Source organism: Niastella vici, from assembly GCF_002077945.1.
Taxonomy (GTDB): Bacteria; Bacteroidota; Bacteroidia; order Chitinophagales; family Chitinophagaceae; genus Niastella; species Niastella vici.
Map to the genome: position 1 here is coordinate 195,626 of NZ_LVYD01000045.1, position 25,694 is coordinate 221,319.

Sequence of the window (25,694 nt, forward strand, 5' to 3'; positions counted from 1 at the left end):
TTAAGAAGTTTTTAATTCATCGAAATTAGTTCATTTAACTAAATTCGACTTTTCGGGAATTTTTTAACAAAACCAAAAGCACATGAGAAGGTACTGTTTCTTTCCACCAGGAAAGCTCTTTTTCCTGATGGGCCTGCTACTTGTAGTTAATTCAGCGGTCATGGCGCAGGTTACATTTCCTGTGAATGGCATCGCTAACCCCCAGGTTAAAAGTTTTGCATTTACCAATGCCACCATTGTAAAGGACGTTCAAACCACACTTACCAACGCCACCCTGGTGATAAGGGAAGGTAAAATTGTGGCAGTAGGCAATTCGGTCGCCATACCCAAAGATGCCGTGGTGATCGATTGCAGCGGTAAATACATTTACCCGTCGTTCATTGATATTTACAGCGATTATGGCATTCCAACTGCACAACGGCCCGGCACGCCATTCGATTTTCGCGCTCCGGCACAGTTCACCTCCAATACCAAGGGCGCATTTGGCTGGAACCAGGCCATCAAAAGCGAAACGGATGCCTCAAAATTGTTCAATACCGACGATGCCAAAGCAAAACCATTGCGCGATCTTGGTTTCGGCACCGTGTTAATACACCAGAAAGATGGTATTGCCCGCGGCACCGGTGCTGTAGTATCGCTGGCCACTGAAAAAGAGAACCTGGTGATGCTGAAAGAAAAAGCATCGGCACACTACTCGTTCAGCAAAGGAACTTCTACCCAAAGCTATCCCGGGTCAATGATGGGGTCTGTAGCCTTACTGCGCCAGACTTACCTCGATGCCCAGTGGTATAAAAGCAATCCGGCTACAGAAGGCGTAAACCTGTCGCTGAAAGCCTGGAACGACATGCAATCATTGCCGCAGATCTTTGATGCCGGTGATAAATGGAGCGACCTGCGCGCCGATCATATTGGCGATGAGTTCGGCGTTCAATACATCATTAAAGGTGGGGGTAACGAATACCAACGCATAAAAGATATTGCTGCCACAAAAGCGACCTATATTTTATCGCTCAACTTTCCGCAGGCAATGGATGTGGAAGACCCCAATGAAGCCCGGTTTGTATCCCTGAGCGATATGAAACACTGGGAGTTGGCGCCCACCAACCCTGCGGCCTTTGAAAAGGCCAACATACCTTTTTGCTTAACCGCTTCTGAATTAAAAGACACCAAACAATTTATCAGCAACCTGCGCAAAGCCATTGAATATGGTTTAAGCGAAACCAAAGCACTGGAAGCGCTCACGAAAACACCGGCAACTGTATTGGGCATCTATGATAAAGTGGGTAGCCTCGATGCCGGCAAAGTAGCCAGTTTCATTATCACAACCGGCGAAGTGTTCAAAGAAAAAACCGTGATCCTTCAAAACTGGGTGCAGGGCGATAAATACAGTATAAAAGAAGAGAACTGGAAACCCGTTGCCGGCCAGTACACCCTGCAGGTTAAAGGAGCCAATGGCAGCAACAGCTATACCCTGGATGTAAAAAGCACTTCAGACGCGAGCATTATTTCAAAAGATACCATCAAGACAAAATTCAGCTACGACGGCAAACTGGTAAACATCAGTTTTGTTGCCGAAAAGAAGCCGCGTGCCGCCACTATTCGTTTGGGCGGAACCGTACATGGCGAAGTATGGGATGGAAATGGGGTAGATGGGGAAGGCAATAACGTATTGTGGACTGCCAGTTTTTCAAAGGCTGGCGCCCCTGCAGCCGATACCAGCAAGAAAAAACCGTTGGGCGCCCTGGGTAAAGTAGTGTATCCCTTTGATGGATATGGCTGGGATTCGCTGCCACAACCCGAAACCATTCTTATCAAAAATGGTACGGTATGGACCAATGAAAAAGAAGGCAAACTGGAAAATACGGATGTGCTTATCAAAAATGGAAAAATAGCACAGATCGGGAAAAACCTGAGCGACCCCGCAGCCAAAGTCATTGATGCCACCGGTAAATTTGTTACACCCGGCATCATTGATGAACATTCACATATAGCGGCTTTCTCTATTAACGAAGGTGCGCAATCTGTAACTTCAGAGGTGCGTATTGCCGATAACCTGAACCCGGAAGATATCAATATCTACCGGCAGTTAAGCGGCGGCGTAACTTCCTCGCACATTCTGCACGGTTCGGCCAACACTATTGGCGGACAAACCCAGCTGATCAAATTACGCTGGGGCGTGAACGATGAGGAGCTGAAATTTAAAGGCGCCGATCCGTTTATAAAATTTGCGTTGGGTGAAAATGTAAAGCGCACCACCTCACAAAACAACAACCGTTTTCCCGACACACGTATGGGGGTTGAAGAAGTGCTGATGGACGCCTTTACCCGCGCCTGCGAATATGAAAAGGGGTGTAAGGAAGCCGAGACAACACCCGCTACAAAAAAGAAAGGGGCTGCTGCTACAGCAACGGCTGCTCCGGTACGCCGCGACCTGGAGCTGGAAGCCCTGGTTGAGATCATGAATAAAAAGCGGTTCATCACCTGCCACTCCTATGTGCAAAGTGAGATCACCGCAACCATGCGGGTAGCCGAAAAATTCAATTTCCGCGTAAATACCTTCACCCATATTCTGGAAGGCTATAAAGTGGCCGATAAAATGAAAATACATGGCGCCAACGCATCAACCTTCAGCGACTGGTGGGCGTATAAAACTGAAGTACAGGATGCCATTCCTTACAACGCCACGCTTATGCAACGCGTTGGGTTGAACGTGTGCATTAATTCAGACGATGGGGAAATGGCGCGCCGCCTGAACCAGGAAGCTGCCAAGAGCGTAAAATACGGCGGCATGTCGGAAGAAGATGCGTTCAAAATGGTGACCCTGAACCCGGCCAAAGCATTACATGTTGACGAAAAAGTGGGCAGTTTGAAAGTGGGAAAAGATGGCGACGTAGTGGTATGGAGCGATAATCCGCTGAGCATTTATGCCAAAGCCGAGGAAACCATCGTAGATGGCATTGTTTATTTCGATCGCGCCCGCGACCTCGAACTGCGTAAAAAGATAGCAGCAGAAAGGAATCGCCTGGTGCAAAAGATGCTGGGTGAAAAGAAAGGTGGCGCTCCGGTTGCACCGGCAACCCCCAGCTTTCAGTATATCCTGAGCTGTGGCGATCATGACCACCACGATGGGTTGATCACGGTTGATGTAAATGAAAACGATGCCAACACCAACTAAAACATGCAAACAATGAAGAAATTTATCATACTTATACATTGCCTGGCGCTTGGCGTTGCGTTGCATGCGCAGGAAGATGTATACCCGGCCAAAATCTATGCCGGTAAAATATTTCTCACTAACGGTACCATACATGTTGGGAACGGGCAGGTAATTGAAAATGGCACCATTGAGATCAATAATGGAAAGATAGCGCAGGTAGGCGCCGGTATTACGGTTCCTTCCGATGCCAAAGTTGTTGATGTAAAAGGGAAACAGGTTTATCCCGGTATGATACTGCCGGTAACCGACCTGGGGTTGAAAGAGATCGCCAATGGCGTACGCGGTTCAAACGACTTCCAGGAGCTGGGCGAATACAACAACAGCATTCGCTCCATTGTGGCTTACAATACCGATTCAAAGATCATCAATACCCTGAAGGCAAACGGCATTTTGCTGGCCGGTATTACACCACAGGGTGGCACCATCAGCGGTTCTTCTTCTGTAGTACAACTGGATGCCTGGAACTGGGAAGATGCGGCCTATAAAATGGATAACGGCATTCACCTGAATATGCCATCCTTTATTCCCCGCTCGAACCGGTTTGCGGCATTTACCGGTGTGCAGCAACCGCAAACAGACCCTGTCAAAGAAGCGCTTGATAAAATTGATGATATCAAAAACCTGTTCCGCCAGGCAAAAGGGTACCTGCAGGAAACCACGCATAAAGAAACCAATCTGAAGCTGGAAGCCCTGAAAGGGTTGTTCAACAAAACACAAAAGCTGTTTGTGCATGCCAGTCAGGTAAAACAAATGCTGATCGCCATTGATTTTGTAAAAGAGTTTGGTTTTGATGTAGTGCTTGTAGGCGCCAGCGAAAGTTTTTTGATTGCCGACCTGCTGAAGCAATACAATATTGCGGTGATCCTGAATGATGAGCACGCATTGCCTTCGACTGAAGATGATGATGTTGACCAGCCTTATAAAACGCCCGCCATGCTGCAAAAAGCCGGTGTATTGTTTGCGTTGAATGATGAGCATGCAGAAAGCCGTTACCGCAACCTGCCCTTTAATGCCGGCACCGCTGCCACGTATGGATTAACCAAAGAGCAGGCATTGCAGGCCATTACCCTGAATACGGCAAAGATCCTGGGGGTTGATGATAAAACGGGATCGCTGGAAACCGGTAAGGATGCAAACATTGTGGTAAGCGAAGGCGACCTGCTCGATATGCGTACCAGCATAATTGTACATGCTTTTATACAGGGCCGGGAGGTAAGCCTTGATAACAAACAAAAGCAGTTGTACAACCGGTATAAATACAAGTATGAGTTAAAGTAGGCAACAGAATAGCGTTCGCACAATGAAATGTGTAAGAAGGTGATCCGACATCGATGGCGGATCACCTTTTTTAATGCCGGGCGTAGCCGAAGAATCAATTGATAAAAGTCAAAAAAACGGTTTTACTGATCAATATCATTCTTTCTTATTGCTGAAGCAAAAGCAGAAGAGTTAAATTCAGTTTTGTACAATTCGCTTTCTTAACTACTAATTGCTTCATGTATGAAAAAAATAATGGTATTGGTATGCATTGTTGTATTTACAACTGTATTACTTGTTTTTTGCAATCAACCCGCGCCAAAAGAACCGCTTGTTGCCGCCAGCAGCACTGATGCTATTTCTCCCGACAGCATGGTAAAGCGTGGCGCCTATCTGGTGCATATGATGGGCTGTAACGATTGCCACTCGCCAAAAGTAATGACCCCGCAGGGACCGGTTCCCGATCCGGAAAGGTTATTGTCGGGCCATCCCGCCGATATACCTGTTGCTAAATATGATGCCGGCACGGCAAAGGACTGGATCCTCTTTAATGGCATGCTCACCAATTATGTAGGCCCCTGGGGCATTTCATTCTCGGCCAACATTTCGTCTGATTCAACGGGTATTGGCACCTGGTCGGAAAAACAATTCTTTAAAGCCATACGCGAAGGAAAATACCTGGGGTTGGATAATACCCGTCCTCTTTTGCCGCCCATGCCCTGGACAGAATACCGGAATGCCAGTGATGAAGACCTGCGGGCGATCTTCGCTTATTTGAAATCTACCAAACCGGTAAAGAATGTGGTGCCCACCGCGGTGATCAATAAGCATTAGAAGGGAGATTGTGTTCCCGGTTAACAGTTTCCGGTTGCCAGGCTTTAAGATTCGGCATTCCTGCCAACTGTTAAGCTGCTCTTCTTTTCAGCCCGGTAACTGGAATCCGGTAACTGATAACTGCCATTTCCCGACTTTCCTGTAACTTGAGGTGGTAAAAGAAACACTATCCTCTATGCTTACAGGATCATTTTCCCGACTGCTTGGTTTTTGTTTTATTGCTATGGCAATTGCAGCCTGCCATCCTGCCCAAAAGGTTCAAACCAATAAGGATGGCTGGGTATCGTTGTTCAATGGCCGCGATATCAATGACTGGATAGTAAAGATCCACCATCATGAGGTAGGTGATAATTTCGGCAATACCTTTCGGGTAGAAGACAGCATGATAAAAGTGCGGTACGATCAGTACGGCGCCTTCAACGAGCAGTTTGGGCACCTGTATTATAAAACGCCATTTTCTTATTACCACCTGGTAGTTGAATACCGGTTTACCGGCGAGTGGAGAAAAGATGCGCCGTCCTATACCTTGCTTAACAGCGGCATCATGTTTCATTCGCAGGACCCGCGCACCATGCCCAAAGAACAGGACTGGCCAATTTCAGTTGAGTTTCAGTTGCTGGGCGGCCTCGGTGATGGTAACCAGCGCCCTACCGGCAATATGTGTTCGCCAGGCACGCATATTGTTTACAACGGGGTGCTCGATACCCGGCATTGCATTAACTCCACATCTAAAACATACGATGGTGATCAGTGGGTTCGCGCCGAACTCATTGTGCTGGGCGATTCGCTGATCACCCATATCATTAATGGCGATACGGTAATGCGTTACTCAAAACCGCAGATCGGTGGCCCGGTGGTTAATAACTACGATCCCCGGATCAAAAAGGATGGAACCATATTGTCATCGGGTTTCATTGCCCTGCAAAGCGAGGGGCAGCCTGTTGACTTTAGGAAAGTTGAGATCAAAGATTTAACTGAGGAGATAAAAGGTAAGAAGTAAGAGGTATGAAGTAAGAAGTACGAAATACGAAGTAGGAAATAGTGATTAGGATTATATAATCGGACATTTCCTACTTCTTACATCTTACTTCCTACTTCGGATTCTTTATAGCAGGACAATCTATTTATTACCTTAAGAATTTAACAACCTGAACGGCCTCAATCGCGGTAACCACCGCGGCACATGTTTCTTGTACTTCAGATAATCGCCGCCAAAGCGTTGCATCATACTGCGTTCTTCCACAAAAATGAAATACAGGGTATTGATGATAAAGAAGGCTACTCCCCAGGCGAGTATATTGGTTGAAAAAAGCATGAGCCCTTCACCGGTTATCATAAAGAATACGCCCGTGATCATGGGATTGCGGCAATACCGGTAGGGACCTTCCACAATCAGCTTTTTGGTAGGCTCCCAGGGCGCCAGCGTTCCCTGTCCCATTATTTTAAACAGGAAAACAGTATACACAAACAGGGCCGAACCGGCAACGGCTATAAGCCAGCCTGTTAGTTTGAGCGACCAGTTGTGCGGTATAAGTACGTCTTTACTGTCGTACAAAAAATACGGCACAATGAATGTAACCGTAAAGGGCATAATAATGATATCACGTAAGTGTTTTAAGATCGAAGGCGACTCCATATGTCAGTTAATTTAAACTTTTGATGCAAAAGCTACTCTGTAAAATTCATATCCCTTTTCGGGGCGATCGGGCAAGTACTTATCGCGGTATTGTGATGCTCCGGAGTCTTCAAGTAGTACGAAATTATAGTGCTGCAGGTAGGCAGATAGTTTTTCAGGATTGAATCCGAACGTCCAGCGTTCTTCAATTGCATCCAGGTCTTTCAACAGCCTGGTGGCGCCAAAAAAGTTTTCGGGCGCATCGAGCACCTGTTGATGCACATAAGTGAAAATGATGTAGGAACCTTTGGCAAATTGTTGGGCAAAAGCGAAGGTGCTATCGATCGCTGCTGCGGTCAGGTAATTGGTGACGCCTTCCCAAATGATGGTGGTAGGAATGGAAAAATCGAGTTTTTCCCTTACAGCCAGTTCCTGCAGACTTTCTTTATTAAAATCTATTTGCCAGTAGTGGATATGGTTTGGAAGATGGCCCAGCTTACTTTTGAGTATACTGGTTTTTTTACGGGCGGTGTTGGGGTGGTCTATTTCAATGACCGGGATGTTCGACAGGGAATTCAACCGCAGCGCCCGGGTATCGAAACCGGCGCCCAGAATGATCACCTGTTGTATGTGGTGTTGAAGGGTTTGCTGTAACAGATCGTCGATATACCGGGTGCGGGCAATGCCCGATGTAAGGGCGCCTGGTATTTTTTTGCGAATAGTTCTTTGAACATAGCGGCGAACGAATGAAAGCGGGGAAAGGCGGGCAGCCAGCTGCAGTTTTCCTTCTAAAAATGAAGCCGCATAAGGATCAATAAAGAGCCTTTTATTATGGGGCAATGTTGTTTCAAGTGCCCTGAATAAAGCCATTAACTGCGCCGTCTGACTTGCTTTATCTGCTTTCATACACCACTGTGCATTTGAAAATCTAAAATACAGCCTTTTGATATATTTTGACGGGCGTTAACCGGAAATTTACCGGTAAGTGGTATGGAAAATTCGCCAATATATTAAAATGCAGGATGTGTGCGGGCCTCAGGTTCCCGGGCCTTTTTTTCATTTTACAGATAACTATTTGAACACAACAAGGTTAAGTGGTTTGTAAAACTAAAAAAGCATCCCGGATTATCGAGATGCTTTTAATATGGTGCAATTTTACAAATTCTTACACTACATCCTTGCCATGGCAGTTCTTGAACTTCTTACCGCTTCCGCAAGGACAGGGATCGTTACGGCCAACTTTGGGGCCTACGCGAACCGGTTCCTGCTTAACATGCTCATCGAATTGATCCTGTTCATTGGCTGCATAATCTTCACCACGGGCATCTATCTCTTCTTTATTGGCGCGCATGCGGCTCATATCGGTCTTTTGCTCATGACCTTCGCGTATTTGGGCCGGGCCCTGTTGTTCAACAGGAATGGCAGCATGGCAAAGGAAGCTGATGATGTCTTTGTTTACATCGCTGTCCATTTGTTTGAACTGATCGTATGCACTGATCTTATAGATAACCAGCGGATCTTTTTGCTCGAGGTAAGCTGTTTGTACGCTTTGTTTCAGATCGTCCATGGCCCGCAAATGTTCTTTCCAGGCTTCATCAATAACTGCCAGCGTAATTTGACGTTCCAGCGCGCTGATGAGTTCGCGGCCACTGGTCTCCAGCGTTTTGCTCAAACTGGCCAGTACCTGTAAACCTTTTTTATTATCGGTGAACGGCACCACCACATTTTCAATATGGTTGCCCTGTGTTGTGCGAATATTCTGGAATACCGGCACAGCCTGCCGTTGCAATTCTGCCGTTTTATGCTGGTACCTGCTTATTGATTCCTGGTATAATTTTTCGGCCAGATCGCTGGCTTTGCCTTTTTCAAACTCTTCCGGTGTAATGGAGCTGTCAATACCAAAGTTCACAATGGCAGCGAGCTTGAATCCTTCGTAATCGTTTTGTTCCTGGAAAGAATTCACCAGGCCTTCTGCAACGATATAGAAGGCGTTATCGAGGTCAAGCGCCAGCCGGTCGCCAAACAGCGCGTGGTTACGTTTTTTATAAACCACATTACGTTGTTTATTCATTACATCGTCGTACTCGAGCAGGCGTTTACGAATACCAAAGTTATTTTCTTCTACTTTCTTCTGTGCGCGTTCAATGCTCTTCGTGATCATGCTGTGTTGTATCACTTCCCCTTCCTTGTAACCAAAGCGGTCCATGATACTGGCAATACGCTCACTGCCAAATAAACGCATCAGATCGTCTTCGAGCGATACATAGAATTGAGAGGTTCCGGGGTCGCCCTGACGGCCGGCACGACCACGTAACTGGCGGTCAACACGGCGGCTTTCGTGGCGCTCTGTACCAATGATGGCCAAACCACCCGCTTCTTTTACGCCGGGTCCCAGTTTAATATCGGTACCACGACCGGCCATGTTGGTGGCAATGGTTACGGCACCGGCCAAACCTGCTTCTGCTACCACCTGTGCTTCACGGGCGTGCTGTTTGGCGTTTAATACGTTGTGCGGAATTTTTTTACCGCTCAGCATCTTGCTCAGCAACTCACTCACTTCAACGTTGGTAGTACCAACCAGAATAGGCCGGCCAGCATTTCGCAGCTTTTCTATTTCATCAATAACGGCTTTGTATTTTTCGCGTTTGGTTTTATATACCAGATCTTCCTCGTCTTTACGAATAGCCACTACGTTGGTGGGAATGGTTACCACATCCAGTTTGTAGATATCCCAAAGCTCAGCTGCTTCGGTAATGGCTGTACCCGTCATACCGGCCAGCTTGTGATACATACGGAAGTAGTTCTGCAAGGTAATGGTGGCATAGGTTTGTGTAGCGGCCTCGATCTTCACATTTTCCTTGGCTTCAATGGCCTGGTGCAAACCATCGCTGTAACGGCGGCCATCGAGGATACGGCCGGTTTGCTCATCTACAATTTTTACCTGTCCATCCATTACTACGTATTCCACATCCTTATCGAACAACGTATATGCTTTCAGCAATTGTTGTACGGTATGAATGCGGTCGGCTTTAATGGTGTATTCGTTAAGAACGGCTTCTTTGCGTTGTAATTTTTCATCGGCTGAAGCTTCGCTTTTATCTATTTCGGCGAGGTGTAAGCCAATATCGGGCAGTACAAAGAATTCAGGATCTTCACCGGAGCGGGTGATGGCCTGAATACCTTTATCGGTGAGGTCAACAGAGTTGTTCTTTTCATCAATGTGGAAGAACAGGTCTTCATCAACCACCGGCATTTGTTTCTGCTGATCGGCCAGGTAGTAGTTCTCGGCCTTTTGCAGTTTTACTTTAATACCGGGTTCGCTCAGGAATTTGATCAGGGCGCTGTGTTTGGGCAAACCGCGGTAAGCACGCATCAGCGACAAACCACCTGATTTGGGATCATCATCGCCACTCTCAAATAATTTCTTGGCATCGATCAGGTTCTTATTGATAACCTGCTTTTGCATTTCGAACAGGTTGCGTACCCGGTCGCGCAAAATATGATATTGCTGATCTTCACCGCGGGGTACCGGACCCGAAATGATCAACGGTGTACGCGCATCGTCGACCAATACGCTATCCACCTCATCGACCATGGCAAAATGGTGTTTGCGTTGCACCATTTCTTCGGGCGTATGCACCATGTTATCGCGCAGGTAGTCGAAACCGAATTCGTTATTGGTACCGTAGGTGATATCGGCCAGATATGCTTTTCTTCTTTCAGTGCTGTTGGGCTGGTGTTTGTCGATGCAATCAACGGTAAGGCCCAGCCATTCGAAAATAGTTCCGTTCCACTCAGAGTCACGTTTTGCCAGGTAGTCGTTCACAGTTACAATGTGAACGCCTTCACCAGCCAGTGCATTCAGGTATGCCGGCAGGGTACTCACGAGGGTTTTACCTTCACCGGTAGCCATTTCTGAAATTTTACCCTGGTGCAATACAGTACCACCAATAAGCTGCACGTCATAGTGCACCATGTTCCAGGTAATGAGGTTGCCCCCGGCGTTCCAGCTGTTCTTGAAAATAGATTTATCGCCCTGTATGGTAACGTAATCGCCTTTTCTTACACTCAGTTCGCGGTCGAGGTCGGTAGCGGTAGCCACCATCTCTGTATTCTCCTTGAAACGACGGGCCGTTTCTTTCACCACAGCAAAGGCTTCGGGCTGAATTTCTTTCAGTACTTCTTCAATTTGCTTATCGCGGTCTTTTATGAGGGCATCTACCTGTTGGTAAATGGCGTCTTTTCCAACAATATCGCTGAAGGGCAGTTCTTCTGCCTGTTTATTCAGGTCGGCGATCTCAGTATCAATTTTTTGCAGGTGCGCTTTAATGCGGTTCCTGAACTCCTGGGTCTTATTGCGCAATTGATCGTTAGAAAGCGACTGGTAAGCCGTGAAATTTTTATTGATCTGGTCTACAATCGGCATAATGAGCTTGATATCCTTCTCCGACTTGCTTCCCCCGAACATTTTTCCAAGAAAACCTAACATGATATAGCGGTTAATAATTTTAAAAAAATTACGAATTTAAGGTTGGTCAAAAAAGATGCTACACTTTGGTAACGAGCCAATTTGACAGGGACGTCAAAGGTAAGAAAAAGCAGCCAGTTGGCATTGGTAGAAGTCAATGGTTTGCAGGCAATAATTGAACATTGGGTGTGAATTCAGGGCCAACACATGGAATAAATTGGCGTATGTGATTGTTATTATTGATATTTCAGGGGGAAAGATAGTTGTTCACAGGTAAATAATCTTTGAAGTTGTTGATAATCAGTGTTGAACCGTCATGACCAGGCTGTAACTACACCAGTTGATACATTTTCCCCGGCAGGGCCTGGACAATATTCTGCAGCTCGAGGTTGAGGATGGCGGCTGCAATGGAACTGGTGGAGAGGCCGCACCGGAGGTTCAGTTCGTCAATATGCACCGGTTGTTTCTCGTTCAGGATATCAACAATGGTCTTTTCTTCCGGGTTCAGGTTAATAAAAAGTTCTTTTTGTGGCTGAATATTTTTTTGAACAATCCGGTTCCAGCCCAACATTTCTGCCAATTCATGTGTTTCGGTGAGCAAAATGGCTTTATTACGTTTAATAAGTGTATTGCAACCTGCACTTTTGACATCGGTTACCTTTCCGGGATAGGCAAATACATCACGGTTATACCCATTGGCCAGTTCTGCGGTGATCATACTGCCTCCTTTTATTCCGGTTTCAACAACTACAACGGCGTCGCTCATGCCGGCAACAATGCGGTTACGGATGGGAAAATGATGTTTTTCAGCAGTGATCTCACTATAATATTCAGTGAGCAGGCCGCCGCCCTGTTTTACCATGTCTTTGGCCAGGTTGGTATGTTCACTTGGGTACAGGGAATCTAACCCATGCGCCAGCACGCCTACTGTTTGCAGGTTATTTTCCACTGCCCTTTTATGGGCTATGGCATCAATGCCAAATGCCAGTCCGCTTACTATAAGCACTTCGTATGCGGCCAGCTCCTGCACCAGTTTCTCGGTGAGGTGTTTGCCGTATACAGAATTGTTACGGGTTCCAATAATGGCCACCACGCGGGCTGCGTTGAGATCAGCTTCGCCACGGTAAAAAAGCATGGTGGGCGGGTCGTAGCAATGCAACAGCCGTTGCGGATAATTGGGCTGGTTAATGAACAGCGGTTTGATACGGTATTTTTCAATAAAAGCGATCTCTTTTTCGAGGGCCGCAAACCCGTTGAATGTTTTTATACAACGGGCCCGCACTGTTCCAATGCCTTCTGTTTTTTCCAGTTCAGCAATGCTCGCTTTGAAGATGGCTTCGGCGGTTTCAAATTGTTGAATAAGCAGTTTGGCCTGTACGCAGCCAATTTGCGGCACCTGCGTTAAGGCAAGCTGGTATAGCAGATCGTTAGTCATGGCACATGGTCAATGGTCAATGGTCAATGGTCAATGGTCAATGGTCAATGGTCAATGGTCAATGGTCAATGGTCAATGGTCAAAAAATATGACTATTGTGAAAGATACAAAGTTTTGGAATACGTAAAATGGCAAACGTAAGGTGAGTGGTCAGTGGTGAGTGACCTCGCGATTATTCAGGTTGCCCGATTTTCGGGGACCCACTCACCACTCACCATTGACCCCGCCCGGATGACCGGTCGGACGGGCATTCACGATTATTGACTTATAACCTGCAATTCTGTTCTTCTGTTTTGCGCTCTTCCGGCTTCGGTATTGTTATCAGCAACGGGCTGCGTAGCGCCATACCCTTTAAAGCTGAGGCGTGGGGCCTCAATGCCTTTGCTTACCAGGTATTTTACAACGGCCTGCGCCCGGTTGTTCGAGAGGGTCAGGTTATCGGCCGCTTTACCAATATTATCGGTATGGCCGCTGATCTGGATCTTAAGCGTTGGGTTTTCTTTCAACAGCTGGAAAATATTATCCAGTTCAATTGTTGATTCAGGTCTCAGATCGAATTTTCCCAGGTCAAAGAAAATGTTTTTCAGCACCACGCTGGCATTGGCTTCAATAGGTTGTAAGGGAATATCGATATTATAGGTAGAATCAGGGGCTTTCTGGCTCAGCGGAAAGTTGTCGGAGAAGAACAGATACCCCTTTCTTTTTACATTAAATGCATAATCTTTTCCAACCGGTAAGGTGACCAGATAATTTCCGGTGGCATCGGTTTGCACCCTGCTTACCATCTCACGGGTACTCAGGTCAGTTAGTTCAACCCCCGAAGGCAACCCTTTCCCGGTTTTCTTATCAAACACTTTTCCTTTTACCCACAGCGTTCGGGCGGGTCGCACATCTTCTCTCAGTTCAAATGTGTAAATATCCAGTCCGCCTCTGGTATCGTTCCGGTCGCTGCCAAAAAAAGCAGTTTTACCATCGGCAGCAACTACCAGCATACCTTCATTTTCGATTGTATTGATGGGGTAACCGAGGTTAACGGGTTTATTCCAGCCTTTGCCCTGTTTTTTGACCATGAACAGATCTGTACCGCCATAACCCAGGTGCCCGGCAGAAGTGAAATACAGGGTCTCATTATCTGCATGTATAAAAGGGGTACTTTCATCTGCGATGGTATTTACTTCTGGCCCCAGGTTTTCAGGTTCGCTAAAACGCCCATTGGGCAATAAATGACTTACATAAATATCACTACCTCCATAACCACCCAGCCGGGTACTCGCAAAATACAGATCACGTTTATCGGGTGAAAGGGAAGGACCCGATTCCCAGGCGTCGGTATTGATCTGCCTGCCCATGTTCTCAGGCTTGCTCCAGCCGTCGGGCGTCAAATAGGAGATATACAGGTCGCAACTGCCGAAGCCATAGGGGAAATTACAACCCGTGAAAATAAGCCACTGACCGTCCTGTGAAATATTGGCACCTGCCTCGCCCTGGTTTGAATTGATATCTCCGGGCATCGGTTGGGCTTTTGTCCAGTGACCGTTTTCAAACTTCGATTCATATAATTCCTCATTGGCATTTATACGCCGGGTAAAAACAAATTCCTTCCCATCTACAGTAATAGATGGAAAATAATCCAGTTGTATACTGTTGATGCTATCACCCATATTCTTCGGTTCAAAACGGTAATTTCCCAACGGGTGCTGTTTACTGTAATCAACAGCAAACTGGTAGGTTTTAAGCCGGTAACCGGCTGCTTTACGACTTTGTTCATTCAGGTTTGGGATCGATAGAAATTCCCCGATAGCATGCAGTGCCTTTTGAAATTCGCCTATGCCGGCGAGATTGATCGAGTAGGGAAGGTTATAATCTTTAAACCAGACGCTGTCTATTACTTTTGCTTTTTCATAATATTCGATCGCTTCCATGTATTTTTTTTGTTCGAAATACAAACCGGCGATCGATAGGAATGCTTCTGCATACCGCGGTTCTATTTTAATGGCATCCTGTAAGGTCTTAATACTTTCGATATAGTTGCCATTCATGGCTATGCCATAGGCTTTTTCGTACAGGGCTTTTGCCTTTTTATTTACTTTATCGGGATCGTACTGTGCACGTGCGGTGCAAAAAAGCCCGGCAAGAATGGATATTGTAATAATCTTTTTAATCATCTGGTGCGTTTGATCGTAAACGGTTCGCCTGCTGGCTACCCGTCATTTAGCATTTATTCAATTCAAAATCAGTCCAATTTTCAGCGCTAAAGATAAAAAATGTGTAAAGTTTTCGCGAAAAACCTGTTTACCAGGTTATAAGATGCAGATTGCTCCTGATAAAATGATAAGAAAACGTTATAAACAGCCTTTGATTGGCTGCTGTTAGTATAAAAGTGGGATAAAAGAGTATGCTTTTTTTAGACAGGGGGTTGCACTGGGGTTGCACCGGAGTTGCACTGCACCCGTTACTTTCAGTGCAACCCCCGGTGGCACCGGGGTGCAAGGTGTAAGCCTGTAATGACCCTATTACAGGCTTATGGCACATGTATATATTTGTGCAGTTGTAGCGAAAATTCCCACTGCGGATTATCTTTTATATAATCGATAATAAGCGGGGTTACGATGCCCGATTTACTCCATTCCGGTTGCAGGAACAGTTTACAGGAGGGCGAAACGAGGGCGGCGTATTTTTCTGCCCACATAAAATCGGTCTTATTATATACCACTACTTTAAGCTCATTGGCCAGGGGAAGTATTTCGGGCAGGGGAACTTTGAATTTCTTGGGCGAAAGGCAGATCCAGTCCCAGGAGCCGCTTACCGGCCATGCGCCGGAGGTTTCAATATTGGTTTGAAAGCCGGCTTCATGCAGGGCCTGGGTGAGCGCATCGAGATTGTGCATTAACGGTTCGCCACCGGTAACTATGGCCATGCGGCCAGGGTTGGCACTGGCCCCTGCTACTATTTCTTCTATTGATTGTAACGGATGTTTTGATGCTTCCCAGCTTTCCTTTACATCGCACCACACGCAGCCTACATCACAGCCCCCGAGGCGAATGAAGTAAGCGGCTTTTCCCTGGTGGTAACCTTCTCCCTGCAGGGTATAGAAGGATTCCATCACCGGATATTGAATATCTGTTGAAGCTTTTGTCATTGGTGCAAAGTTCGCTAATTCTTGTTTATACAGGCGTTATATGTATTCTTCATCAACGCAGCAATGGTCATGGGGCCTACACCACCCGGTACGGGGGTTATCCACGAACATTTGGGCGAAACGGTATCAAACTGTACATCGCCTTTTAATGCATAGCCTCTTTTTTTGGTGGCGTCGGCTACCCGGGTAATGCCAACGTCAATTACGATAGCGCCATCTTTAACCATGTCGGCCGTAACAAATTCGGGCCTGCCTAAAGCGGCCACTATAATATCTGCCTGCAGGCACAGCTCTTTCAGGTTTTTTGTATGGGAGTGGCAAATGGTAACCGTGCAATTGCCGGGATTGGTATTGGCGCTGAGCAAAATGCTCATGGGGCGGCCAACGATATTGCTTCGGCCAATTACCACGGCATGCTTGCCTTTGGTGTCAATTTTATAATGCTCCAGCATCAGCATAATGCCGTGCGGAGTGGCAGATATAAATGTGGGCAGCCCCTGCACCATTTTTCCTACGCTAACGGGGTGAAAACCATCCACATCTTTCGAAGGATCAATGGTGTTGATCACTTTTTCATCCGAAATATGTTTAGGCAAAGGCAGTTGCACCAGAATGCCATCCACATCGGGGTCATCATTCAGCTTTTCAATGGTTTCCAGCAATTTGAATTCGCTGATGGAGTCTTCCAACCGGATGAGGGTTGAGTGAAACCCGATCTCTTCACAGGTACGCACTTTTGAGCCAACATAGGTTTCGCTGGCGCCGTTGTTGCCTACCAGTATCGCGGCCAGGTGAGGTACCTTTTTACCTTCCACTACCAGTTGAGCTACTTTCAGTTTCAATTCATCCTTTGTTGCCTGTGATACAAGCTGCCCGTCTAAAATTTTCATGGCGCAAAGGTAAAGGGCTGCGGGGTGTTGCCCTAAAGGAGAATAAAAAATTTTTTACATTATGCATTTTTGAATATGTTTAACTATTGATTATGAAAGCTTGCTGTTGTGAGAAGACTGCTATTGCCATTCTATCTTATCCATTGTCTGGCCCATGGTCAGTCAATTCGTTACTCCTCCGGTACGTTATATACCGGATTGGGGGCCTATAGTCATCAATTTACCCAATCGTTCTCCTTCCTGGCCAATCAGGCCTCGCTGGGTAACCTTTCCCGCACCAGTGCAGGGGTATATGCCGAACAAAAATATGGGTTGAAGGCTCTGAGCATGTACATGGCTACTGTCGCCATGCCCGTAAACCGGGATGGTATCGGTATTTCCATGCAGTACAGTGGGTTCAGCGATTTTAATGAAAGCCAGGTAGGATTGGCTTATGGCAAAAACCTGGGGCGCTTAAGTGTAGGCATCCAGTGTAATTATAATATGGTACATGTGGCCGGCTATGGCAATGATGCGGCGGTGGGTGTTGAAGTGGGCAGCCTGTGGCAGATCAATTCAACCCTGGTTACCGGAATACATCTGATTAACCCAGTGGGCGGTCATTTCCGCAATCATTCCAGTGAAAAACTGGCGGCTGTTTACCAGTTTGGCGCCGGGTACGATGTATCGAAGCAATTATTTTTGAGCGCCGAGCTCACCAAAGAAGAGGGCCAACCCGTAAATGTGCAGGCCGGTTTACAATATGTTGCCGTGCCCGACAGGTTATTTGTTAGGGCCGGAATTACCACTGCAACCTCATCGCCCTATATAGGTATGGGCTGGCAATGGAAGAATTGCCGGGCCGATGTAAGCATGCGTTATCATCCTCAACTGGGAATTTCCCCGGGCTTACTGCTTTTATTTTATGGTAAACAAAAAACGGAACCGTGAAATGGCCGCTTGTTATATTATTCACTTTACCGTGGATAGGGATAACCGCACAGGAACGGCTGGCCACGCCGGTCAATGAACAACAGCTCGAAAGCCAGGCCGGGCGGGAAGAAGGGATCACGGAAGACGATTCGCAATGGCAGCAATTGGAGTATTTACAAAAACATCCACTGAATTTGAATGAAGCTACCGGCGATGAGCTGAAAGCATTACGCCTGTTGACCGATTTACAGATCACTAATTTTTTGTTGTACCGCCAACTACTGGGGTCATTACTGCATGTGAACGAATTGCAGGCAGTACCGGCCTGGGATGTTGCTACCATTCAAAAATTGCTGCCTTTTATTTCTGTTAGCGATCAAAAGAATATGGCAGCGCGTTTGGGCGAACGGTTCAAACAGGGTGAACAAACTTTGTTGCTGCGGTATGCACGAACGGTAAACACTTCCAGCGACTACAAAAAAACAACGGAAGACTATCTGGGTAGCCCTACTGCCGTTCTGTTCAGGTATAAGTATAATTATAAAAACCTGTTACAGTATGGCATAACCGGCGATAAAGATGCAGGCGAACCCTTTTTAAAAGGGGCGCAGAAGAACGGGTTCGATTTTTATTCCTTTCACTTTTTTGCGCGTAAACTGGGTGTAATACAATCCCTGGCCATTGGCGACTTTACGGTTAATTTTGCACAGGGGTTAATACAATGGCAGGGCATGGCATTTAAAAAAAGTGCCGATGTGCTGGCTATAAAACGGCAGGGACCAATGCTGCAACCCTATAATTCTGCGGGCGAATATAATTTTCACCGGGGTGTGGGGGTTACTTTGCAAAAAGGAATTGTTCAGTGCACTTTATTTGGCTCCATGCGAAAGTTGAACGCCAATTTGGCTGTTGATAGTTTATTTCCCGGCTCAGCATATATTACCTCCATAATTACAACCGGGTACCACCGAACTTTGGCCGAAATGAACGATCGCTACAATGTGCAGTGCCTGACCACAGGTGGCGCGGTAAAAATTGCAAATAGCAGGTCGCATATAGGCATTAATGCAGTTCACTATAATTTATCGAAACCTATGCGGCCGGCGGCAGCGCCTTATGACCAGTTTGCCATCAATGGCAGCAACTGGAGCAATTATAGTGTCGATTATAGCTATACGTTCCGGAACATGCACGTGTATGGTGAAGTGGCTGTTGATAAATTGATGAACCGGGCCATGATACACGGACTGCTGGCCAGTCTTGATCCTAAAGTGGATATGGCAATCGTTTATCGCAACATCAGCAGCCGGTATCAATCTTTATTCAGCAACGCTTTTACTGAAAACAGTTTCCCGGTCAATGAAAATGGCTGGTATGCCGGTATTTCTATTCGGCCGGCCGCCAGGTGGAAACTCGATGTTTATGCAGATGTTTTCCGGTTTCCCTGGTTGAAATACCAGGTGAATGCGCCGTCTGGTGGTCATGAATATTTGGTGCAGCTAAGTTATGCACCTAATAAGTATATTGACATGTATACCCGGTTCAGGCATGAAACAAAAGGAAGTAATGATGCAGACTCTGTTAGTAGTAGTTTACCATCGCCCGTTCCTGTAACCCGGTTAAACTGGCGAACACATATTAATTACAGGGTTAATAGAACGATTGAATTGCGCAGCAGGGTAGAAACAGTTTGGTATGGAAGTAGCAGTCAGCAAAAAGAGACCGGGTTTTTATTTTACACTGATGTGCATGTAAAGCCTGCTTTTAAGCCTTTTTCTTTCAACGCGCGGCTGCAGTATGTTGAAACAGACAGTTACAATAGCCGCATCTATGCTTTTGAGAACACGGTATTATATAACTATTCCATTCCTGCCTCGTTTAATAAATTTCTTCGATATATCATTAATGTTAATTACCGGTTAATGCCACGCGCGGCTATGCAGCAACGTAAAAAATATAATTGCCTGCTCTCCTTATCATGTGCCCAGTCAGTTTATCCGGCTGAAACTGCAGTTGAGGCAACGAATACTGCTGTTGAGACGTACAGTAGATCTGATATCAGGCTACAACTTATATTTACTGCGCGGTAAACAATTTTTCTTCGGCTTTGTTTGTTAACAATTGTTAAGCGAATTAAAATTCAATTAAAGGCTTAGAGATATTCGGTTAGGCATCATACAATAATTTCTACTTATATAAATTTGCCGCTTGTGTAATTGAGAAGTGATTAAGTTGTCATGATGAAAAAAATATTAACAAAATTGGTGTACAAATAGAATACTTGACGGGCTGAAATGCAGTGTGGTTGCTGCCTTGAAAGCCTGTACTGGCATGCGTTGTAGCATGATTGTTATAACAACGAAGTTTTCAAGTAGCGTGTTATTTTATTATTATTCTGCTTGCAGCGCTTGAATAATTCAGTTTGTCTACCGGTTAGTAAAAATTTTATTTATTTGCACATGGATTAAATTTTAAACGTTTCGCATTTTCTGGATTAAACAATTTTTTTAAAAACTTACAAGTCTCATGAGAAAAATTCTACTAATGGCAGCGATGCTATTCGCTTTCGTTGCCATAACTTCTGGTCAAACCCACACTGTGACCGGTGAAGTGAAAGATGAGCAGGGAAATCCCATTCCCTTTGCTACAGTGAAAGTAAAAGGCAGCAAACAAGCCGTTGCTGCAGATCAGGCAGGTAAATTTTCAATTAGTATTCCCGCAGGTGCTGTATTAATTTTTTCAGGAGCCGGTTATGAGGTTCGTGAAATAAATGCCGGCACACAATCTACCGTTTCAACTGTATTAAAAGCGCAGGAGTCGTTAAAGGAAGTAGTAGTAACTGCATTGGGCCAGGTTAAAAGCAAGGCCAAAGTAGGTTACTCCACTACTACATTTAACACCGAGAATATCAATAAAGTGGCGCCGTTGGGTGCATTGGATGCGTTGCAGGGAAAAATTGCCGGCGCCGACATCTCTACCGTTAGTGGAACCCCCGGTTCATCAACAAAAGTGGTACTGCGCGGTTATGGGGTTATTTCTGGCGGTAATAACCAGCCGCTGTATGTTATCGATGGTGTGCCTTTAACCGATGCAAGGCCTGCTTCAAGCGGTGATGTACCTATCAATGGCGCAAGAGCTGCTTCAGATGGAGGGTACGATTATGGTAACGGATTAAATTATATCAACCCCAATGATATTGAAAGCATCACTGTTTTGAAAGGAACAGCTGCTTCGGCTTTATACGGTTCGCAGGCCAAGAACGGAACCATCATGATCACTACCAAACGTGGTAAAGCCGGAAAACTGAAAGTTGATTTTACCAGTACCTTCAATATGTCGAAAGTGGGTAAAACCCCCGATCTGCAAGATCAGTTCGGACAGGGCTGGAGTGGTTCCTTTGTGCTGTCAGAAAATGGTAGCTGGGGTCCAAGGCTCGATGGAAAAATGCGTCCATGGGGTGCAACAGTTAATGGTGTGCAATTGAGCAAGCCATTCTCATTTCATGATGTGATCAGGGATTTTTATGAAACAGGTACAGAAAATAATAATACCCTTGCCTTATCGGGCGGAAACGAAAACAACAAATTCTATTTTTCTTATGGTAATGTTTTCAGCAATGGTATTCTGCCTACCAAAGCCGATGACCTCGAGCGTCACACGGTGGCCGTGCGCTCTAACTCAACTTATAAAAACTTCACATTAAATACCTCGCTCAATTATATTAACAGGCGCATGAACGCTCCGGCTACCAGACCGGTTGGCGGTGTTGGTTCTTCTTTCTTTGAAGATCTTTTGCAGATCCCTGTTGACATGAATATGAACGATTTCAAAAACTACAAAAGCACTTACGCCAATGTAGATAACTTTTTCAGCCCATATAGCGAGAACCCGTATTATGGCATTCATGAAAATGGAAGCAGGCAAAACACCGATCGCATTTTCGGAAACATTAATATGGGTTATAAGTTCACCGACTGGCTGGCGGCAGAATTAATTGTCGGCGGCGACTTTACCAACGCCCGTACCAAAATATGGAATGCAGTGAATAAACCTTCACCCAATAGCTGGAACGATGGTAACAACGTAGAAGGTTCACAACGCCAGGCCGACATTGGTTCTTATGCCGAATTAACCAACTATGAAGGGACGTTTAACACCATCTTTAACCTGAAGGTGAATAAAGACCTTGGATCAAAATTTAACCTGGAAGCTATTGTGGGTGGAACATATAACCAGTCGCAATCAAAAGGCGTAACAACGCGTATTGAAGGGCTGTTGGTTCCCGGCTTTTATAATCTGTCAAATTCAGTGAACCTGCCTACCGGTACCGAGGCAATTGCAAACAGAAGATTGATAGGTATGTATGGGCAGGCTACCCTCGGTTATTTGGGCCAGCTATTTTTAACGGTAAATGCCCGTAACGACTGGTCGTCTACATTACCGATAAACAGCAACAGCTTCTTCTATCCCGGCGCCAACCTGTCGTGGATCGCTTCACAAACGCTTGATTTAAGCGGTACACCCATTTCTTTATTGAAGCTCAGGGCTGCATACGGAAAAACAGGTGCCGACGCAGCGCCTTACCAGGTATATTCTACATTAACGCCCGGCAATATTGCATTGGGTTTTGGCAATATCACTTTTCCGTTTAATGGGGTAGGTTCTTATAGCCTCAGCAAACAGATCAACAACCTGAACCTTAAACCGGTTATTACCAAAGAGGCAGAATTTGGTGCCGAAGTACGCTTCCTGAACAATCGCATTGGCATTGATGCGAACTATTATGATAAACGTACCGACGGACAGATCTTCAATGTGCCTATTTCTCCGGGATCGGGTTATACTTCCCTGGTTCAAAATATTGGACTGGTTAGTAACAAAGGAGTTGAGGTAACGATGGATGCAACGCCTGTTAAGAACAGGGATTTTACCTGGGCGGTTAATTACACCTTTGCACGTAACCGCAGTAAAGTTGAAAGATTGAATGATGGTCTCGACAAAGTAATATTACAAAGTGCCTACGATCTGGAATTTGATGCCATCCCCGGTAAACCACTGGGTATTTTCCAGGCTCCTGTTCCTGTACGTACACCCGATGGAAAAATTGTGGTAGATCCTAAAACCGGATATGCCATTGCCTCTTCAGAGTTGGGCGAATATGGTTCTTCGCAACGCGACTTTATGATGGGGCTGCAAAATACATTTACCTATAAGGATTTTCAGCTTGGCTTTTCGCTCGACTACAGAAAAGGCGGAAACTTTTACAGTGGTACTTCCGATCTGCTGTTGTTCACCGGCGGCGCCAGAGCAACAACTTACAATGATCGCAAGCCGTTTGTTATTCCCAATTCTGTTAACCAGGCTGGGGTAGACGCCAGTGGCAAACCCATTTATGTTGAGAACACGAAAGTGATCGATGAAGCGCACTTCGATGCTTTTTGGTATCATACATCCAACAAAGCATTGATCTATGGTTACCAGATCATTGACAGGTCATTCCTCAAATTACGGGATGTAACCCTTACCTATAGACTGCCGCAAAGCATTGCTTCAAAAGTAAGATCGACCAATATGTCATTAACAGTTTACGGAAGGAATTTCCTGCTGTGGACACCTAAACAGAACGTATATATTGACCCTGAGGTAACCAATTTTGGTAATGACCTGCAGAGTGAATTTGGCGAATTCAGGACCGGACCCAGTTTAAAACAATTTGGTCTTACGCTGAGAGCAAGCTTTTAATAAATGAGGATTTTAAAACTATTAATGTATGAACCTAACAATAAATAAGTCACTTTATATATTCGTTACAGCTCTTTCCGTGACGCTGTTTGGTTGCAAGAAGCAGCTTGATATAAATACAGATCCCAACTACCCGCTGGTGAACCAGGGCAGTCCCAGGTTGGTTTTTCCCGCAGCAACAATGTCATCCGTTGGCCGCATAGGGGGCGATTTAAATATCATCGGCGGCATATGGTCGCAGTTCTTTACGCAATCCTGGTCATCGAGCCAGTACAGGACCATCGATGCTTACAATTTGCAGAGCACTGATTATAATGGCGCTTACAGCGAACTGTTTTCGGGTGCATTGAACAACTACCAGTATGTGCTGGATTCAGCCAAAGCACAAAGTGACTGGAATTTTTACCTGATGGGTACAGTAATGAAAGCCTATACAGTACAGGTGCTGGCCGATCTGTATGATAAAATTCCTTATTCTCAGTCTTTGCAGGGCCAGGCCAATTTGAACCCAACTTTTGATGACGGCTATAGCATCTATACCGATCTGATTGCAAAGATCGATGATGCCCTGGGCAAAGATTTCACTGCAGCAACGGTTACCGACCCCGGTTCAAGCGATTTTGTTTTTGGCGGAAATATGACCAAATGGAAACAATTTGCCAACACCCTTAAATTAAAAATATACCTGCGGATGGTGAATGCGAAACCCGCAGAAGCGCAGGCCGGAATTCAGAAATTGTATACCAGCGGAGCAAAGTTCCTCGATGCAGATGCTGCTGTTACACATTTCACAGAAACACCTGATAAACAAAATCCGTTTTACGCCTATAATATTCAACGGTTAAATACGACTACCAACCTGCGCGCCAGTAAAACATTCGTGAGCTGGTTACAGGCTAACAGCGATCCGCGTATTTTATATTATTATGGCAAAACGAATCCTATTGTCATAAACCAGGGCGATTATCTGGGCACCGATCCTACTTATGGCAAAGCAACAGTACTTATTCAAAGTGCTACCGATCCGGTTGAGTTGATCTCAGTGGCAGAATCTTATTTCTTACAGGCCGAAGCCAGGCTGCGGTATTATGCAGGCGATGTAACACAGGGTCTGTATGAGCAGGGTGTTGAAGCCGCATTTACTGAAACCGGTAACGATGGAAGTTCGTTTATAGCACCCGGTGGTGCCTATGAATATCCTGCAGCCGGCAGCATGGACAATAAACTGGAAGCCATAATTGTTCAGAAGTGGGCATCACTGGCTTACGGGGCTCACTCACTGGAAGCATTTTTCGAAAAAAACAGAACGGGTTATCCCAAAACAAGCGCTGTATACTCAAATGTGGCAGGATACATTCCTGGCCAGTTCGTGTATTCGCCCAATGGGGTAACCGGTGGCGCTTTCCCGAAACGACTGGTATATCCCAATGTTGAAAGGTCAAGAAATAAAAACACCCCGGCCGAAGTTCCTATTACAACAGCAGTTTGGTGGGCCAAATAATTTTATGCTGTAATTGGCAATGCAATTATTCACAATGATTAACAAAATTGTTATGAGACATATAAAGATTATCATATTGTTTTTTGGAGCTGCCTGCATGTGGGCCTGTTCAAAGGATCTTCCCGATGCCGGGGGCACTTCGGCAAAAGAATTTGCAAATGAATGGTGGGTTAAAATAAATGATACCGGAAAAGTTGTCAAACTGTCAACTTATAATACGTCATTAAACCCCGACTCTATGTGGGTCGATGATCTTAAACACCTGGGTTCATTTAAATGTAAGGCCAAAATTGACGTTTCTGCCCTGACATTTTCTGTTCAAAACTCATCAAATACCTATTCCGCTGTCACGGTTAACATCACTAATGGAAAAATTTTGAAAAACGCCGGGGTATCTAAAACCGGAAATGTTGTAGATAGTATATATATGGAAGTTGAGTTTTCAAACAAGCCCGGTATTAAAAATAAGATAGCCGGTTCTGCAAGAACAAGGTGGGATGAGGATGATTACTAATTGAACTATATGAAAAGCTAAACATATAGCCCCACTTTAGCCCCGCTAAAGCGGGGCTATTTTTTTTGCGGAGATCTGCGGTGCTATTGACCTTTTTAAGGGGGACCGGAGAGCTGCCACAGGCAATTTCCTGTAAAAATTGAATTGATACAGATCAAAAAAAATAACAT

General features: G+C 45.6%; 17 protein-coding genes. 10 read left to right on the forward strand and 7 right to left on the reverse strand.

The genetic code is table 11. The features are described 5' to 3' along the window. Positions 1–82 precede the first annotated feature (82 nt). The 4 genes from A3860_RS16145 to A3860_RS16160 all read left to right on the forward strand — a co-directional run bounded on the left by A3860_RS16145 (position 83) and on the right by A3860_RS16160 (position 6,308). Positions 83–3,175 (forward strand): amidohydrolase family protein, encoded by a 3,093-nt coding sequence (locus A3860_RS16145; RefSeq protein ID WP_081147756.1) that lies wholly within the window; start codon positions 83–85, stop codon positions 3,173–3,175. Between the two features lie 12 nt (positions 3,176–3,187). Further along, complete coding sequence (locus A3860_RS16150; RefSeq protein ID WP_081147757.1) at positions 3,188–4,495, forward strand: amidohydrolase family protein; 1,308 nt, start codon at positions 3,188–3,190, stop codon at positions 4,493–4,495. A gap of 222 nt (positions 4,496–4,717) precedes the next feature. After that, entirely contained in the window at positions 4,718–5,308 is a 591-nt protein-coding gene (locus tag A3860_RS16155; RefSeq protein WP_081147758.1) for a diheme cytochrome c-553, read from the forward strand. 175 nt (positions 5,309–5,483) lie between these two features. Next, positions 5,484–6,308, forward strand: a complete 825-nt coding sequence (locus A3860_RS16160; protein ID WP_081147759.1) for a 3-keto-disaccharide hydrolase — start codon at positions 5,484–5,486, stop codon at positions 6,306–6,308. Positions 6,309–6,440: 132 nt separating this feature from the next. Here A3860_RS16160 and A3860_RS16165 read toward each other — a convergent pair whose 3' ends face one another. From A3860_RS16165 to dprA, 4 genes are all read right to left on the reverse strand, one after another. Further along, positions 6,441–6,944: a methyltransferase family protein gene (locus A3860_RS16165; RefSeq protein ID WP_081147760.1), complete on the reverse strand. Its 504-nt coding sequence runs from the start codon at positions 6,942–6,944 to the stop codon at positions 6,441–6,443. 12 nt (positions 6,945–6,956) lie between these two features. Next, complete coding sequence (locus tag A3860_RS16170; protein WP_081147761.1) at positions 6,957–7,829, reverse strand: class I SAM-dependent methyltransferase; 873 nt, start codon at positions 7,827–7,829, stop codon at positions 6,957–6,959. A gap of 259 nt (positions 7,830–8,088) precedes the next feature. Then, on the reverse strand, positions 8,089–11,412 hold the full coding sequence (gene secA, locus A3860_RS16175) for a preprotein translocase subunit SecA (protein ID WP_081147762.1): 3,324 nt from the start codon (positions 11,410–11,412) through the stop codon (positions 8,089–8,091). Positions 11,413–11,722: 310 nt separating this feature from the next. Continuing rightward, positions 11,723–12,826, reverse strand: coding sequence for a DNA-processing protein DprA (dprA, locus tag A3860_RS16180; protein WP_081147763.1), 1,104 nt, complete (start codon positions 12,824–12,826; stop codon positions 11,723–11,725). Between dprA and A3860_RS42105 the strand changes: the two genes are divergently transcribed. Then, positions 12,825–12,953: a hypothetical protein gene (locus A3860_RS42105; protein WP_262497309.1), complete on the forward strand. Its 129-nt coding sequence runs from the start codon at positions 12,825–12,827 to the stop codon at positions 12,951–12,953. The two genes, dprA and A3860_RS42105, sit on opposite strands and share 2 nt — an antisense overlap. Positions 12,954–13,083: 130 nt before the next feature. Here A3860_RS42105 and A3860_RS16185 read toward each other — a convergent pair whose 3' ends face one another. From A3860_RS16185 to folD, 3 genes are all read right to left on the reverse strand, one after another. Next, positions 13,084–14,991: an OmpA family protein gene (locus A3860_RS16185; RefSeq protein WP_081147764.1), complete on the reverse strand. Its 1,908-nt coding sequence runs from the start codon at positions 14,989–14,991 to the stop codon at positions 13,084–13,086. A 356-nt stretch (positions 14,992–15,347) separates the two neighbouring features. After that, positions 15,348–15,965, reverse strand: coding sequence for a 7-carboxy-7-deazaguanine synthase QueE (locus A3860_RS16190; RefSeq protein WP_143774129.1), 618 nt, complete (start codon positions 15,963–15,965; stop codon positions 15,348–15,350). Positions 15,966–15,979: 14 nt separating this feature from the next. After that, positions 15,980–16,855 carry a bifunctional methylenetetrahydrofolate dehydrogenase/methenyltetrahydrofolate cyclohydrolase FolD gene (folD, locus tag A3860_RS16195; RefSeq protein WP_081147765.1) on the reverse strand — a complete coding sequence of 292 codons (876 nt, stop codon included), beginning with the start codon at positions 16,853–16,855 and terminating at the stop codon, positions 15,980–15,982. A gap of 108 nt (positions 16,856–16,963) precedes the next feature. Here folD and A3860_RS16200 point away from each other — a divergent pair, with 108 nt between their 5' ends. From A3860_RS16200 to A3860_RS16220, 5 genes are all read left to right on the forward strand, one after another. Then, positions 16,964–17,785 carry a hypothetical protein gene (locus A3860_RS16200; RefSeq protein WP_143774131.1) on the forward strand — a complete coding sequence of 274 codons (822 nt, stop codon included), beginning with the start codon at positions 16,964–16,966 and terminating at the stop codon, positions 17,783–17,785. Beyond that, positions 17,782–19,857: a ComEA family DNA-binding protein gene (locus A3860_RS16205; protein WP_081147767.1), complete on the forward strand. Its 2,076-nt coding sequence runs from the start codon at positions 17,782–17,784 to the stop codon at positions 19,855–19,857. The genes A3860_RS16200 and A3860_RS16205 overlap by 4 nt, the downstream gene beginning before the upstream one ends. A 436-nt stretch (positions 19,858–20,293) precedes the next feature. Next, positions 20,294–23,509: a SusC/RagA family TonB-linked outer membrane protein gene (locus tag A3860_RS16210; protein WP_081147768.1), complete on the forward strand. Its 3,216-nt coding sequence runs from the start codon at positions 20,294–20,296 to the stop codon at positions 23,507–23,509. Positions 23,510–23,537: 28 nt separating this feature from the next. Beyond that, the gene (locus A3860_RS16215; protein WP_081147769.1) at positions 23,538–25,010 is read left to right on the forward strand and encodes a SusD/RagB family nutrient-binding outer membrane lipoprotein; all 1,473 of its coding nucleotides are present in this window, start codon (positions 23,538–23,540) and stop codon (positions 25,008–25,010) included. Positions 25,011–25,044: 34 nt separating this feature from the next. Then, complete coding sequence (locus A3860_RS16220) at positions 25,045–25,524, forward strand: lipid-binding protein (RefSeq protein ID WP_158085274.1); 480 nt, start codon at positions 25,045–25,047, stop codon at positions 25,522–25,524. The last annotated feature ends 170 nt before the right edge of the window (positions 25,525–25,694 follow it).

Bases quoted from the DNA above. Each gene is read 5' to 3' on its own strand.
- A3860_RS16145 (WP_081147756.1), top strand. From the start codon at position 83: ATGAGAAGGTACTGTTTCTTTCCACCAGGAAAGCTCTTTTTCCTGATG.
- A3860_RS16150 (WP_081147757.1), top strand. From the start codon at position 3,188: ATGAAGAAATTTATCATACTTATACATTGCCTGGCGCTTGGCGTTGCG.
- A3860_RS16155 (WP_081147758.1), top strand. From the start codon at position 4,718: ATGAAAAAAATAATGGTATTGGTATGCATTGTTGTATTTACAACTGTA.
- A3860_RS16160 (WP_081147759.1), top strand. From the start codon at position 5,484: ATGCTTACAGGATCATTTTCCCGACTGCTTGGTTTTTGTTTTATTGCT.
- A3860_RS16165 (WP_081147760.1), bottom strand. From the start codon at position 6,944: ATGGAGTCGCCTTCGATCTTAAAACACTTACGTGATATCATTATTATG.
- A3860_RS16170 (WP_081147761.1), bottom strand. From the start codon at position 7,829: ATGAAAGCAGATAAAGCAAGTCAGACGGCGCAGTTAATGGCTTTATTC.
- secA (WP_081147762.1), bottom strand. From the start codon at position 11,412: ATGTTAGGTTTTCTTGGAAAAATGTTCGGGGGAAGCAAGTCGGAGAAG.
- A3860_RS42105 (WP_262497309.1), top strand. From the start codon at position 12,825: ATGGCACATGGTCAATGGTCAATGGTCAATGGTCAATGGTCAATGGTC.
- dprA (WP_081147763.1), bottom strand. From the start codon at position 12,826: ATGACTAACGATCTGCTATACCAGCTTGCCTTAACGCAGGTGCCGCAA.
- A3860_RS16185 (WP_081147764.1), bottom strand. From the start codon at position 14,991: ATGATTAAAAAGATTATTACAATATCCATTCTTGCCGGGCTTTTTTGC.
- A3860_RS16190 (WP_143774129.1), bottom strand. From the start codon at position 15,965: ATGACAAAAGCTTCAACAGATATTCAATATCCGGTGATGGAATCCTTC.
- folD (WP_081147765.1), bottom strand. From the start codon at position 16,855: ATGAAAATTTTAGACGGGCAGCTTGTATCACAGGCAACAAAGGATGAA.
- A3860_RS16210 (WP_081147768.1), top strand. From the start codon at position 20,294: ATGAGAAAAATTCTACTAATGGCAGCGATGCTATTCGCTTTCGTTGCC.
- A3860_RS16215 (WP_081147769.1), top strand. From the start codon at position 23,538: ATGAACCTAACAATAAATAAGTCACTTTATATATTCGTTACAGCTCTT.
- A3860_RS16220 (WP_158085274.1), top strand. From the start codon at position 25,045: ATGATTAACAAAATTGTTATGAGACATATAAAGATTATCATATTGTTT.